Below are 12,502 nucleotides of genomic sequence, written 5' to 3' on the forward strand. Positions count from 1 at the left end.
CCTCGCGTCACGCCGGCGTCGCGATCACCACGCGGTTCTCCTCGTAACCGGTGCCGCCGCCGACCCACCGGCCGCCGCACGTCACCAGCACCAGCCGGTGCGGCCCGCGCGGCCCGAACAGCTCGACGGCCCGGTTCGGCAGGTCGTCCTTGCGGACCGCCTCGACCTGCGTGACGGTGAAGGCGAAGGACTTCCCCGCGGTGTCGACCACGGTGACCCGCTGCCCCGCGGCCGAGCGCCACAGCTCGTCGAACGGGCCGGTCATGCCCTTCCAGTTCACGTGCCCGGCCAGGACCGTGGCGCCCTCGGCCGCGCCCAGGTCCACGCCCCACCACGTCGCCTCGCCCACGCCCTCCGGCACCGGCAGCACGCCGTCGGCGGTGACCTCCTCGCGGACCAGCGTCGCCAGCCCGCCCTGCGGGAGCCGGACCGTGCCGGGCCGCTGCTGCGCCGGCTGCTGTTGCTGCTGTTGTTGCTCCTGCTGGGCGGGCGGCTGCGCGGACGGCGGCGGGGGCGACGCGGGCGCGTTCGCCCCGACCGGCAGCCCGGCCAGGTCCGCGCCCCGGCCCGAGCGGGCGCTGTCGCCCAGCGGGTGCGGCACGACCGCGTCCGCCGGGACGGGTGCCCCGGCGGGCACGACCTCGGCGGAACGGGTGACGACCAGCGCGGCGGAGGCGAGCAGGGCCGCCACCGCCACGCCGGTCACCAGTGCTCTCACGTGCGCGTCATCCGGTCTCAGGCCCGCTCGGCGGCCCGACGCCGGGCCAGCAGGCCCAGCAGCGCGACGCCGACCAGCAGCACGCCGCCGAAGCCGACCAGGCCGCCGGTGCGCACCTCGGACGTGAACGACGCCGTGGCCACGACGCCCGCGCCGTCCGCGCCGGCCGGGATCGTGATGGGCACGATCGGCTTGTCCGGCTTGTTCTTCAGCGCCACGGACAGGGTCTGCCCGGGTTCCACCCGGCCGCACGCCTTCGGCGGGGCGTTCGGGTCGAAGTGCTCCTGGTAGCCCTTGGCCGCGGCGACCTCGATGACGCAGATCTCCTGCGGGGTGCGCAGGTCCGGCACCGTCGCCAGGCCGTCCGCGCCGCTCTGGAGCACGATCGGCTGGCCCTCGGGGCCGGTCAGGTCCGTGTCGTCCTGCCGCTTGGCCGGCGTCGTGCCGTCGGCGGCGGTGACCTTCAGCGCCACGCCCGCGATGGCCTTGCCGGTCTCCTCGTCGGTCTTGGCGACCTGGACGACGCCGGGCGCGGTCTTCGCGGTGGTCGACGCGTTCGCCGCCAGCGGCTTCTCGCCGCCGGTGGTGACGATCCGCTGCATGTCCGCGTTGTTCGCGGGGACCTGCACGCGCGGCCGGTCGGCCGGGCCGTTGAGCGAGACGCTGAACGACGGGTTCGGGCCGGTCGGCACGACCTTCACGGCGAGCGCCTCGCCGTCGGTCGGCGTGGTGAGCTGCCCCGTGGTCGAGCCGTCCTCCAGGGTGGCGTCGGTCAGCTCGACGGTCACCGGCAGGCCGGTGACCTGGCCGCCACCGGTCTTGGTGACGTCCACCACCCACGTGTCGGGGCTGCCGATGACCTGGTCCTCCTCCGGCGCGCTGACCTTGGCCGCCCACGGCCCGCGGTTGGCCTCGGCGTCGGCCCGCAGCCGGTCCACCGCCTTCTGCGCCTGCCCGAACTCGGGCCTGCCCAGCTGGTCGTAGTGGAACTGCTCGTTGTAGGCGATGTGCCGGAAGTCGCTCGCCGGGTCCAGTGAGATGCCCCGCGCGGGGTCCGGGGCCGCCGTCCACGTGTGCAGCAGGTGCGCGAGCGCGGCGGCCTCGTCGGGCGAGGTCGTGTTCGCGTAGCGGAGCAGGAGGTAGGAGATGTTCGCGGCGAGGTCGGCGGGCAGCGGCGCGCCGCCCTTGGTGAGCAGTTCGTCACCGTCCTTGTAGGGGACGTCGCTGTCCGGGGCGAGCAGCGAGTACTGCACGCACCAGACGCGCTGGCCGTTCCACTCGTAGGAGCCGAGCCAGTCCCCCCGGCCCGCGGGCTTGCCCTGGTAGCCCTGGGCGGCCACCTCGTACCCGAGGCCCTCCTTCGGATCGGCGTCCGCCGTGGCGGGCAGGGTGAGCAGGGCCACGCCGGCGGCCAACGCGGCACCGGCGAGTCGTCTCCGCCTCATGATTTTCAGTTACCCCTCGGGCGCGTCCGTAAGAGCTGCCGCTGGCAGCCTTACGGGTGGGTGATCGCCGCGACAAGCCTCCAGGGGGGTGGATCTCCGACTACGCTCCGCCACAGGGGTGTGGATGTGAGATCGACAGCCCGAGTAAAGTCACTTTTACCCGACGGGAACGAATCGACTCGTGTGGTCGTTGGACCCCGTGACGGCGTAAGAACGCCACAGGAGGACGAGGTGCGCACCACCAGCAACCCCGCGTTCCGCAACCTGCCGACAGGCGGCGGACAGCAGGCAGGATTCGGCCAGCCCTACGACCAGCCGTACGGGCAGCAGCAGTACGGGGCCGAGCAGTACGGCGGCTACCAGGGCGCGCCGCCGGTCGCCGGCGAGCGCCCGATCACCATCGACGACGTGGTGACCAAGACCGCGATGACCCTCGCGCTCACCCTGGTCACCGGCTTCATCTCGGCGTGGCTGGTGCTGTCCGGCCAGGTCGCGCCCTTCGCGCTGATGCTGCCGGGCCTCATCATCGGCCTGGTCGTGTCGCTGGTCATCATCTTCAAGCGGAAGCCGAGCGCTCCGCTGGTGCTGACCTACGCGGCGGCCGAGGGCGTGTTCCTCGGTGGCATCACCGGTGTGTTCGAGAGCTTCTTCCCGGGCATCGCCTGGCAGGCCATCCTCGGCACGTTCGGTGTCTTCGGCGCCATGCTCGTGGTCTACAAGACGGGTGCGATCCGCGTCACGCCGCGCCTGACCAAGTGGATCATCGGCGCGACCGTCGGCGCCGCGGTGCTGATGCTCGGCAACCTGGTGATGGGCCTGTTCGGCGTCAACATGGGCCTGCGCGACGGCGGCACGCTCGCCATCGTGTTCTCGCTCATCGTGATCGGCATCGCCGCGTTCAACTTCCTGCTCGACTTCGAGTCGGCGAACGAGATGATCCGCTCGGGCGTCCCGTCGAAGTGGGCCTGGTGGGCGGCGTTCGGCCTGATGACCACCCTGGTGTGGCTCTACCTGGAGATCCTGCGCCTGCTCTCCTACCTCCAGAGCGGCGACTGACCTCCCGCACCGCGCACACGACGAGGGCGCCCCGGCCGATCGGCCGGGGCGCCCTCGTCGTCCACCGAGTGTCGTACGTCCAGGCCCCGCGAGTCGTACGTCCAGGGCCCGTGAGTTCTACGTTCACGACCCCGTGGCACGTCCTAGCTGAGCCGCTCGATCACCATCGCCATGCCCTGGCCGCCGCCCACGCACATGGTCTCCAGGCCGAACTGCTTGTCGTGGAACCGCAGCGAGTTGATCAACGTCGTGGTGATCCGGGCGCCGGTCATGCCGAACGGGTGGCCCACCGCGATCGCGCCGCCGTTGACGTTCAGCCGGTCCAGGTCGATGCCCAGGTCCCGGTAGGACGGGATGACCTGCGCGGCGAACGCCTCGTTGATCTCCACCAGGTCGATGTCGCCGATGGACAGGCCCGCGAGCTTCAGCGCCCGCTTGGACGCCTCCACCGGGCCGAGCCCCATGATCTCCGGCGACAGCCCGGACACGCCGGTCGACACGATCCGCGCCAGCGGCGTGATGCCCAGCTCCTTGGCCTTGGTGTCGCTCATGACCACCAGGGCCGCCGCGCCGTCGTTGAGCGGGCAGCAGTTGCCCGCGGTCACGCGGCCGTCGGGCCGGAACACCGGCTTGAGCCCGGAGACGCCCTCCAGGGTGACGCCGGCGCGCGGGCCGTCGTCGGCGGACACCGTGCTGCCGTCCGGCAGGGTGATCGGGGTGATCTCGCGGGCCCAGAAGCCGTTGGCGATGGCCTGCTCGGCGAGGTTCTGCGAGCGGACGCCGAACTCGTCCATCTCCTGGCGGGAGACGCCCTTGAGGCGGGCGAGGTTCTCGGCGGTCTGGCCCATGGCGATGTAGATGTCGGGCAGCGAGCCGTTCTCGCGCGGGTCCACCCACTCGTCCGCGCCGTCCTGGGCGGTCGTCGCCGTGCGGCCCTCGGCCTCGGCGAACAGCGGGTTGTGCGTGTCGGGCCACGAGTCCGACGAGCCCCGGGCGAAGCTCGACACGGTCTCGACGCCCGCGCTGACGAACACGTCGCCCTCGCCCGCCTTGATGGCGTGCAGGGCCATGCGGGTCGTCTGCACGCTGGACGCGCAGTAGCGGGTGACGGTGGTGCCGGGCAGGTTGTCGTGCCCGGCGAGCACGGCGACGACGCGGGCCATGTTGAAGCCCTGCTCACCGCCGGGCAGCCCGCAGCCGAGCATGAGGTCGTCGATGTCGGCGGGGTCCAGCTCCGGGACCTTCGCCAGCGCGGCCTCGAGGACCTGCACGGTGAGGTCGTCGGCGCGCACGTCCTTGAGCGATCCCTTGCCCGCGCGCCCGATGGGCGACCGGGCGGCGGAGACGATCACGGCTTCCGGCATCACGGAACTCCTTTGTTTCGCCGCGGCGTGTGACGTGCAGCCTAGTTAACGCCTGTTCAGCGCGGCCACCACTCGTGACCAACGACGCCGCGTCCGACCCCCCTCCCACCTCGCCCGTCCATCGTCCACCGGGCCGGCGGCCGCTGCCGCGATATACGCTCAGCGGGTCGTCTCAAGAAGTGGAAGGGCCGTCGTGGAGTACGTCGAGAGCGTCGTCGACCTGGTCGGCAACACCCCGCTGGTGAGGCTGAACGCGGTGGCCGAAGGGCTCCGGCCCCTCGTGCTGGCCAAGATCGAGTACCTCAACCCCGGCGGCAGCGTGAAGGACCGCATCGCGCTGCGCATGGTCGAGGCGGCCGAGCGCAGCGGCGAGCTCAAGCCCGGCGGCACGATCGTCGAGCCCACCTCGGGCAACACCGGCGTCGGCCTGGCGCTCGTGGCCCAGCGGAAGGGCTACCGGTGCGTCTTCGTCTGCCCGGACAAGGTGTCGGTGGACAAGCGCAACGTGCTCAAGGCGTACGGCGCCGAGGTCGTGGTGTGCCCCACCGCCGTCGCGCCCGAGCACCCCGACTCCTACTACAACGTCTCCGACCGGCTCGTCGCCGAGATCCCCGGCGCCTGGAAGCCCAATCAGTACGCCAACCCGGAGAACCCCGCCAGCCACTACCACGGCACCGGCCCCGAGGTGTGGCGGCAGACCGAGGGCCGCATCACCCACTTCGTCGCGGGCGTCGGCACCGGCGGCACCATCTCCGGCACCGGCCGCTACCTCAAGGAGGCCTCCGGCGGCCGGGTCAAGGTCATCGGCGCGGACCCCGAGGGCTCCGTCTACTCCGGCGGCACCGGCCGGCCCTACCTCGTCGAGGGGGTCGGCGAGGACTTCTGGCCCGACGCCTACGACCGCTCGGTGTGCGACGACATCGTCCCGGTGTCCGACGCCGACTCCTTCGAGCTGACCCGCCGGCTCGCCCGGGAAGAAGGGCTCCTCGTCGGCGGCTCGTGCGGCATGGCCGTCGCCGCCGCGCTGCGCGTCGCCCGGACCGCCGGGCCCGACGACGTGATCGTCGTGCTGCTCCCGGACGGCGGGCGCGGCTACCTGTCGAGCGTCTTCAACGACAAGTGGATGGCCCAGTACGGCTTCCTGTCGCCCGACACCTCCGGCGCCACGGTCGGCGACGTGCTGCGCCGCAAGGACGGCACCATGCCCGACCTCGTGCACGGCCACCCCAACGAGACGGTCGCCGAGGCCGTCGCGATCATGCGCGAGTACGGCGTGTCCCAGATGCCCGTCGTCAACGCCGAACCGCCCGTCATGGCCGCCGAGGTCGCGGGCGCCGTCAACGAGCGCGACCTGCTCGACTCGCTGTTCACCGGCAAGGCGCAGCTGACCGACCGGCTCGACCGCCACATGTCGCCGAAGCTGCCCACCATCGGCGCGGGCGAGTCGATCAGCTCCGCGATGACCGCACTGTCCTCAGCGGACGGTGCCCTGGTGCTGGACGACGGCAAGCCCGCCGGCGTGGTCACCCGGCAGGACATCCTGGGTTTCCTCGCTGGTCGTTGAACCGGCGAGGTGTGGACGCGTTGCCCGGTTGCCCGTGGCCCGGGCGGCGCGATCCGCTAGCGTTGGCCACCGACTCACTCGCCTACGGCCCGTGCCAAGGGGGTTGGAAACTCCGATGAACGCTCCGCAGCCGCCAGGGAACCAGCAGTTCGGCGGCAACGACCAGCAGGAGCAGGGGCAGGGCGCCCAGCCCGCGAACGCCGACGCGACCCAGGTCGTGCCGAGCGGCGGGCAGTCCCCTGCGTTCCCGCCCCCGGAAGCCACCCACGTGATGCCCACCGGCCAGCCCACCACCGGCCAGCAGCCCGCGGCCAACCCGGAGGCCACGCAGGTCGTGTCGCCCGGTGCGACGCAGCAGCCCACGCCCGGCTTCGGCCAGCAGCCCGGTTCCGGCAGCTTCCCGGCACAGCCGGCGTCGGCGTCCGGCGGCTTCCCGGCGCAGCAGCCGCCGCAGTACGGGCAGCAGCCGCCGCAGTACGGCCAGCAGCCCTACGGCCAGCCCGGTTACGGTCAGCAGCCCCCGCAGTACGGCCAGCAACCGCCGCAGTACGGGCAGCAGCAGCCCTACGGCCAGCAGCCGTACGGCCAGCCCGGCTACGGACAGCCCCAGCAGTACGGCCAGCAGCCCTACGGCCAGCCCGGCTACGGACAGCCCGCCGGGTACCCGGCGCCCGCCGGCGGCTACGCCGAGTGGGGTTCCCGCGCCATGGGCTTCCTCATCGACGGCCTGGCCCCCGCCGTCGTCGTCGGCCTGGTGGTGCTCCTCACCCTGGCCATCGGCGACCCGACCGTGACGCTGGTCGTCGGCGGCATCGGGTACCTGGCGGTGATCGCCTTCGCGATCTACAACTCGCTGTACCTCCAGGGCACCACCGGCCAGTCGTACGGCAAGAAGCTCGCGAAGATCAAGCTGGTCAGCGAGGAGACCGGCCGGCCCGTCGGCTTCGGCAACGCGTTCGTGCGCCAGTTGTGCCACGTCGTCGACGGCATCCCCTGCTACGCGGGCTACTTCGCGCCGCTGTGGGAGCCGAAGAAGCAGACGTGGGCCGACAAGATCATGAAGACGGTCGTGGTGAACGCCCCGGAGACGGCGTCGCCCGGCGGGTACGGCCAGCCCGGCGGCCAGCCCGGCCAGTACGGCCAACCGGGGCAGCAGGCGTACGGACAGCCGGGCCAGCCGGGGCAGTACGGTCAGCCCGGTCAGCTGCCGGGCCAGCCCGGCCAGTACGGCCAGCAGCCCGGCCAGTACGGCCAGCCCGGCCAGCAGCAGCCGCCCCAGCAGTGGTGAGGTAGTCCGTTTTTCACCCAACCGCCCGTCGGTCGTCAGCCGGCGGGCGGTTGCTTTTTCCGCGGGTCGTACCCTTGAGCGCATGACGGACAGCGGTCACCACGGTTTCGCGACCAGGGCCATCCACGCAGGGCAGGCGCCCGACCCGACCACGGGCTCGGTCATCGTGCCGATCCACGCCACCTCGACCTACGCGCAGGACGGCGTCGGCGGCCTGCGCGGCGGCTTCGAGTACTCCCGCACGGGCAACCCCACCCGTGCCGCGCTGGAGGAGTGCCTGGCGGCGCTGGAGGGCGGGCGGCACGGTCGTGCCTTCGCCTCCGGCATGGGCGCGACCGACACGGCGCTGCGCGCGATGTGCCGGCCCGGTGACCACGTCGTCATCCCGAACGACGCCTACGGCGGCACGTTCCGGCTCATCGACAAGGTGCTGTCGCAGTGGGGCGTCGAGCACACGCCCGTCGCGCTGTCCGACGTCGACGCGGTGCGCGCCGCCGTGCGGCCGAACACCAGGGTGATCTGGGTCGAGACCCCCACCAACCCGCTGCTCAACATCGCCGACATCGCCGTGTTGGCCGAGGTCGCGCACTCCGCCGGCGCGCGGCTGGTGGTCGACAACACGTTCGCCTCGCCGTACCTCCAGAGCCCGCTGGAGCTGGGCGCGGACGTCGTGCTGCACTCGACGACCAAGTACGTGGGCGGCCACTCCGACGTCGTCGGCGGCGCCCTGGTGACCTCGGACGACGACCTGGACGCGGCGTTCGGGTTCCTCCAGAACGGCGCCGGGGCGGTGCCCGGCCCGTTCGACGCGTGGCTGACGCTGCGGGGGATCAAGACCCTCGAGGTGCGCATGGAGAAGCACTCGGACAACGCCGAGAAGGTCACCGAGGCGCTGCTCAGGCACCCCCGGGTCACGCGCGTCCTCTACCCGGGCCTGCCCGACCACCCGGGGCACGACGTGGCGGCGAAGCAGATGCGCCGCTTCGGCGGGATGATCTCGTTCACCGTCGAGGGCGGCGAGGAGGCGGCGCTGCGCGTGTGCTCCCGCACGGAGCTGTTCACGCTGGCCGAGTCGCTGGGCGGCGTCGAGTCCCTGATCGAGCACCCGGGTCGCATGACGCACGCCAGCACCGCGGGCTCCCTGCTCCAGGTGCCCGCCGACCTGGTCCGCCTCTCCGTCGGCATCGAGTCGGCCGACGACCTGGTGGCGGACCTGGTCGCCGCGCTCGACTGACCCGGTCCGGGTTCCCCGCGGCCGACCGGGCGCCCGCCCGGTCGGCCGCGGGCGTTCACCGGGGGCCGTAGCGCACGGCCGCGCGTTCCCTGGCCTTCGCGGCCTCCACCTCGCGGTCGCGCGGCGGGGCCTTCGTCACCAGCGCGTCCAGCAGCACGCGGGTGGCCTCCGCGACGGCCTCGACCGCCGCGTCGAACGCCTCCTGGTTGGCCGAGGAGGGGCGGGTCGCGCCGCTGACCTTGCGCACGTACTGCACGGCCGCGGCCTGGACCTCGTCGTCGGTGGCGGGTGGTTCGAAGTTGTGGAGCACCCTGATGTTGCGACACATGACACCACTATCGCGCACACCGGCGCGCGCCACGACGGATTGCCTGCGCCGACCTCCGCGCGTCAGGGGCGGGAGGGCCGGCTCACGGCTTGGCGTCGCCGAGCCGCGCGTTGTCGACGCGGGGCGGGACGGTCGGCAGGTCCTCGGCGTCCACGCACCCGCCGACGAACTCGACCACGCCCCCGCGCTCCACGAAGCGGCCGGTCTCCGCGCAGCCGGCGTGGGCCACGGAGAAGAAGGCCGCACCGGTCAGCGCCGCGGCCGTGGCCACCACTCCGACGAGCGGGAGCACCGCGGTGACCCGAACCGCGAGCGCCATGCCACCCTCCAGGTGAATGCTGTGCGAGGTACCACCGAGGGTACCGGTCCCGGAGCACCGGGTAGGGCATCGTCAGCCTTCCTACAGGAAAGGCCGGCCCGGGGGTACCCGGACCGGCCCGTCGCCTGCCACAACGCGGGGAGCGCCGGCGGAGTTCCGCCGGGACCCGTCACAGGTTGCCGCGGCGCTCCTGCTCGCGCTCGATCGCCTCGAACAGGGCCTTGAAGTTGCCCTTGCCGAAGCCCAGCGACCCGTGCCGCTCGATCAGCTCGTAGAACACGGTCGGCCGGTCGCCGATCGGCTTGGTGAAGATCTGGAGCAGGTACCCGTCCTCGTCGCGGTCGACCAGGATGCGGTGCTCCTTGAGCACCTCGATCGGCACCCGCACCTCGCCGATGCGGGCCCGCAGCTCCGGGTCGTCGTAGTACGAGTCCGGCGTCTCCAGGAACTCCACGCCCGCCGCGCGCATCGCCTTCAGCGTCGTCACGATGTCGTTCGTGGCGAGCGCGATGTGCTGCACGCCCGCGCCCTCGTAGAACTCAAGGTACTCGTCGATCTGCGACTTCTTCCGCGCGATCGCGGGCTCGTTGAGCGGGAACTTGACCCGGTGGTTGCCGTTCGAGACGACCTTCGACATCAGCGCCGAGTAGTCGGTGGCGATGTCGTCGCCGATGAACTCCGCCATGTTCACGAAGCCCATGACGCGGTTGTACCACTCGACCCAGTAGTCCATCCGGCCCAGCTCGACGTTGCCCACGCAGTGGTCGACCGCCTGGAAGAGGCGCTTCGGGGCGCCTTCGGGGCGCTCGACCGTGCTCTCCTTCGCCACGTACCCCGGCAGGTAGGGGCCGGTGTACTTCGACCGGTCGACCAGGGTGTGGCGGGTCTCGCCGTACGTCGCGATGGACGCCACCCGCACGGTGCCGTGCTCGTCGCCGAGGTCGTGCGGCTCCACGAGCACGGTGGCGCCCTGGCTGCGCGCGTGCTCGACGCACCGGTCGACGTCGGCGACCTCCAGGGCGAGGTCGACGACACCGTCGCCGTGCCGCCGGTGGTGGTCGAGCAGCGGGCTGTCGGGCGAGACGCCGCCGTTGATCACGAAACGCGCGGACCCGGACTTGAGCACGAAGGACTTGTGGTCCCGCTGCCCGGTCTCGGGGCCGGCGTAGGCGACGAGCTGCATCCCGAAGGCCACCTGGTAGAACCACGCGGTCTGGGTCGCGTTGCCGACCACGAAGACCACGGCGTCCATGGAGCGGACGGGGAACGGGTCCCGCGTCCCGTCGTAGTCGACCAGGCCCACGAGTTGGCGGAGCTGGTCGTAGCTCACGTCGTCAAGCTGCTGCGTCATGCTCCCAGGATGTGCACGCTGGTCAGGGTGAGCAACAGTCCGTTGTTTCACTGGTCGTTTTGTATAGTGCGCCATGGTTGAACGCGAGCAGGTTGAACACTCTGACCAGGTCGTGGACGCGCTCGACGCGCGGCTGTTGCTGCTGCTCACCGACGAGCCGCGGCTGGGCGTGCTGGAGTGCTCGCGCCGGCTGGGGGTGGCGCGCGGCACGGTGCAGGCGCGGTTGGACCGGCTGGTGGCACGGGGTGTGCTGACCGGCTTCCCGCCGGCGCTCGACCTGGCCGCGATGGGCTACGGGCTGACCGCGTTCGCCGTGCTGGAGATCGCCCAGGGCAGGCGGCAGGAGGTGTGCGACGGCCTGGCCGCCATCAACGAGGTGTGCGAGGTGCACGCGACCACCGGCCAGGGCGACCTGTTCGCGCGCCTCGTGGCCCGCTCGAACGCCGACCTGCAACGGGTGATCGACTCGATCGTGGACGTGCCGGGCGTGCAGCGGCTCTCGACCTCGATCGCCCTGTCCACGCCCGTCCCGCCCCGCGTGCGCCCCCTGCTGGAGCGCATCCGCTGAACCGGCGCCCGACGAGCAGGAGGGGCGGCCACCTCCGCGTGGTGGCCGCCCCTCCCGGTGTCTGTGGGGCTAGCCCGCGTAGGGCACCGCCTTGATGAGCGTCACCTTCATCGTGCTGCCGTTGGGCAGTTCGTACTCCCGCGTCTCGCCGTCCTTCGCGCCGAGCAACGCCTTGCCCAGCGGGGACGAGGGGGAGTACACCTCCAGCGCGCCGTGCGCGCCCTCCTCGCGGGTGGCGAGCAGGAACTCCTCGGTCTCGTCGTCCCCGGCGTAACGCACCGTGAGCACCATGCCGGGTGCGGCGATGCCCGCGACCGTCGGCGCCTCGCCGACCTTCGCGACGCGCAGCAGCTCCTGCAACTGGCGGATGCGGGCCTCCTGCTTGCCCTGCTCCTCACGGGCGGCGTGGTAACCACCGTTCTCGCGGAGGTCACCCTCTTCCCGACGCGCGTTGATCTCCGCGGCGATGACCGGGCGGTTCTCGATCATCTCGTCCAGCTCTCCCTTGAGCCGGTCGTAGGCCTCCTGGGTCAACCAGGTCACCTCAGTGTCGCTCACGGTCACCAACTCCTTGTCTTGCGCCGGCCCACGGCGTGGGCTGGCTGTTCCCGGGCGCACCAACCCGGAACGGAAAAACACGGCCCGCGTCGGGGCCGTGCTGAAAGGCCAGAGTAACACGCACTGAACGTTCGGCGACGGTGTTTTGTTCCCGGATCGGCCGCCGAAAGCGCAGATCACCCGCTTGGCCGCTACCTCGTGGACAGGTAGGGCGGGACCTGGTACGAGCAGCCGAAGACCTCTCCGGTGACGGGTGGTTTCGACGTCCTGAGCACGGTCTTCTCGCGGACCGTGCGGGCTCCCGGGGGGACGAGGACCTCGTGCCGGCCGGACTCGTCGCCGTCTTCGGAGCGCGCCCGGACGATGCACACGACGGCCTGCTCCGGTGTCTCGCGGACGACCTCGAAGGTGATCTCCACCGCGTTGTCGTCCCGCACCGTGAACGCGGTCTGCTTCGCCTCCACAGGCATGGTGCCGAGGTTGCGGTAGCCCACCCAGGCGATGACGCCGCCGACCAGCACCGCGATCACGGGGAGTGACCAGCGCGCCCACTTCGGGAGAGGGCGCCGCCGGGCGCCGTACCGACCTTCGGGCAGTGCCACGTGCGAACGCCTTCCTGCCCGTGGGGAACAATGACCGCTTGCGACCGGTTGAGTGTCGCAGGGGGCAGATCGGCCCCGTCCGCCAGGTCCCCGGGACCGGGTAGTGG

At 71.9% G+C, this 12,502-nt stretch carries 13 protein-coding genes; 5 read left to right on the forward strand and 8 right to left on the reverse strand.

The window, feature by feature from the left end; all coding sequences use genetic code 11:
* Nucleotides 1-7: 7 nt before the first annotated feature.
* Both CKY47_RS12165 and CKY47_RS12170 read right to left on the reverse strand, forming a co-directional pair.
* Entirely contained in the window at nt 8-718 is a 711-nt protein-coding gene (locus CKY47_RS12165; protein WP_306745831.1) for a class F sortase, read from the reverse strand.
* Between the two features lie 17 nt (nt 719-735).
* Nucleotides 736-2,163 (reverse strand): MSCRAMM family protein, encoded by a 1,428-nt coding sequence (locus tag CKY47_RS12170; protein ID WP_306745832.1) that lies wholly within the window; start codon nt 2,161-2,163, stop codon nt 736-738.
* A 231-nt stretch (nt 2,164-2,394) separates the two neighbouring features.
* Here CKY47_RS12170 and CKY47_RS12175 point away from each other — a divergent pair, with 231 nt between their 5' ends.
* Nucleotides 2,395-3,219: a Bax inhibitor-1/YccA family protein gene (locus tag CKY47_RS12175; RefSeq protein ID WP_306745833.1), complete on the forward strand. Its 825-nt coding sequence runs from the start codon at nt 2,395-2,397 to the stop codon at nt 3,217-3,219.
* 143 nt (nt 3,220-3,362) lie between these two features.
* Here the strand turns inward: CKY47_RS12175 and CKY47_RS12180 are convergent, their stop codons facing one another.
* Entirely contained in the window at nt 3,363-4,583 is a 1,221-nt protein-coding gene (locus tag CKY47_RS12180; protein ID WP_306745834.1) for an acetyl-CoA C-acetyltransferase, read from the reverse strand.
* 193 nt (nt 4,584-4,776) lie between these two features.
* On the opposite strand from CKY47_RS12180, the gene CKY47_RS12185 reads away from it, so the two are divergent.
* From CKY47_RS12185 to CKY47_RS12195, 3 genes are all read left to right on the forward strand, one after another.
* The gene (locus tag CKY47_RS12185; RefSeq protein ID WP_306745835.1) at nt 4,777-6,147 is read left to right on the forward strand and encodes a cystathionine beta-synthase; all 1,371 of its coding nucleotides are present in this window, start codon (nt 4,777-4,779) and stop codon (nt 6,145-6,147) included.
* Between the two features lie 115 nt (nt 6,148-6,262).
* Nucleotides 6,263-7,435 (forward strand): RDD family protein, encoded by a 1,173-nt coding sequence (locus tag CKY47_RS12190; RefSeq protein WP_306745836.1) that lies wholly within the window; start codon nt 6,263-6,265, stop codon nt 7,433-7,435.
* A gap of 82 nt (nt 7,436-7,517) precedes the next feature.
* Complete coding sequence (locus CKY47_RS12195; RefSeq protein ID WP_306745837.1) at nt 7,518-8,669, forward strand: cystathionine gamma-synthase; 1,152 nt, start codon at nt 7,518-7,520, stop codon at nt 8,667-8,669.
* Nucleotides 8,670-8,724: 55 nt separating this feature from the next.
* On the opposite strand, the gene CKY47_RS12200 is transcribed toward CKY47_RS12195, so the two are convergent.
* From CKY47_RS12200 to hppD, 3 genes are all read right to left on the reverse strand, one after another.
* Complete coding sequence (locus tag CKY47_RS12200) at nt 8,725-8,997, reverse strand: DUF2277 domain-containing protein (protein WP_306745838.1); 273 nt, start codon at nt 8,995-8,997, stop codon at nt 8,725-8,727.
* Between the two features lie 82 nt (nt 8,998-9,079).
* Complete coding sequence (locus CKY47_RS12205) at nt 9,080-9,316, reverse strand: hypothetical protein (RefSeq protein WP_306745839.1); 237 nt, start codon at nt 9,314-9,316, stop codon at nt 9,080-9,082.
* 169 nt (nt 9,317-9,485) lie between these two features.
* Entirely contained in the window at nt 9,486-10,667 is a 1,182-nt protein-coding gene (gene hppD, locus CKY47_RS12210) for a 4-hydroxyphenylpyruvate dioxygenase (protein ID WP_306745840.1), read from the reverse strand.
* Between the two features lie 73 nt (nt 10,668-10,740).
* Between hppD and CKY47_RS12215 the strand changes: the two genes are divergently transcribed.
* Nucleotides 10,741-11,235, forward strand: a complete 495-nt coding sequence (locus CKY47_RS12215; RefSeq protein ID WP_306745841.1) for an Lrp/AsnC family transcriptional regulator — start codon at nt 10,741-10,743, stop codon at nt 11,233-11,235.
* Nucleotides 11,236-11,304: 69 nt separating this feature from the next.
* Here CKY47_RS12215 and greA read toward each other — a convergent pair whose 3' ends face one another.
* The gene (greA, locus tag CKY47_RS12220; protein ID WP_306745842.1) at nt 11,305-11,799 is read right to left on the reverse strand and encodes a transcription elongation factor GreA; all 495 of its coding nucleotides are present in this window, start codon (nt 11,797-11,799) and stop codon (nt 11,305-11,307) included.
* Nucleotides 11,800-11,984: 185 nt separating this feature from the next.
* Nucleotides 11,985-12,395 carry a DUF4307 domain-containing protein gene (locus CKY47_RS12225; protein ID WP_306745843.1) on the reverse strand — a complete coding sequence of 137 codons (411 nt, stop codon included), beginning with the start codon at nt 12,393-12,395 and terminating at the stop codon, nt 11,985-11,987.
* Nucleotides 12,396-12,502 lie beyond the last annotated feature (107 nt).

Origin of the sequence: Saccharothrix longispora (assembly GCF_030852425.1) — a bacterium.
In the GTDB taxonomy this organism is placed as follows: domain Bacteria; phylum Actinomycetota; class Actinomycetes; order Mycobacteriales; family Pseudonocardiaceae; genus Actinosynnema; species Actinosynnema longispora.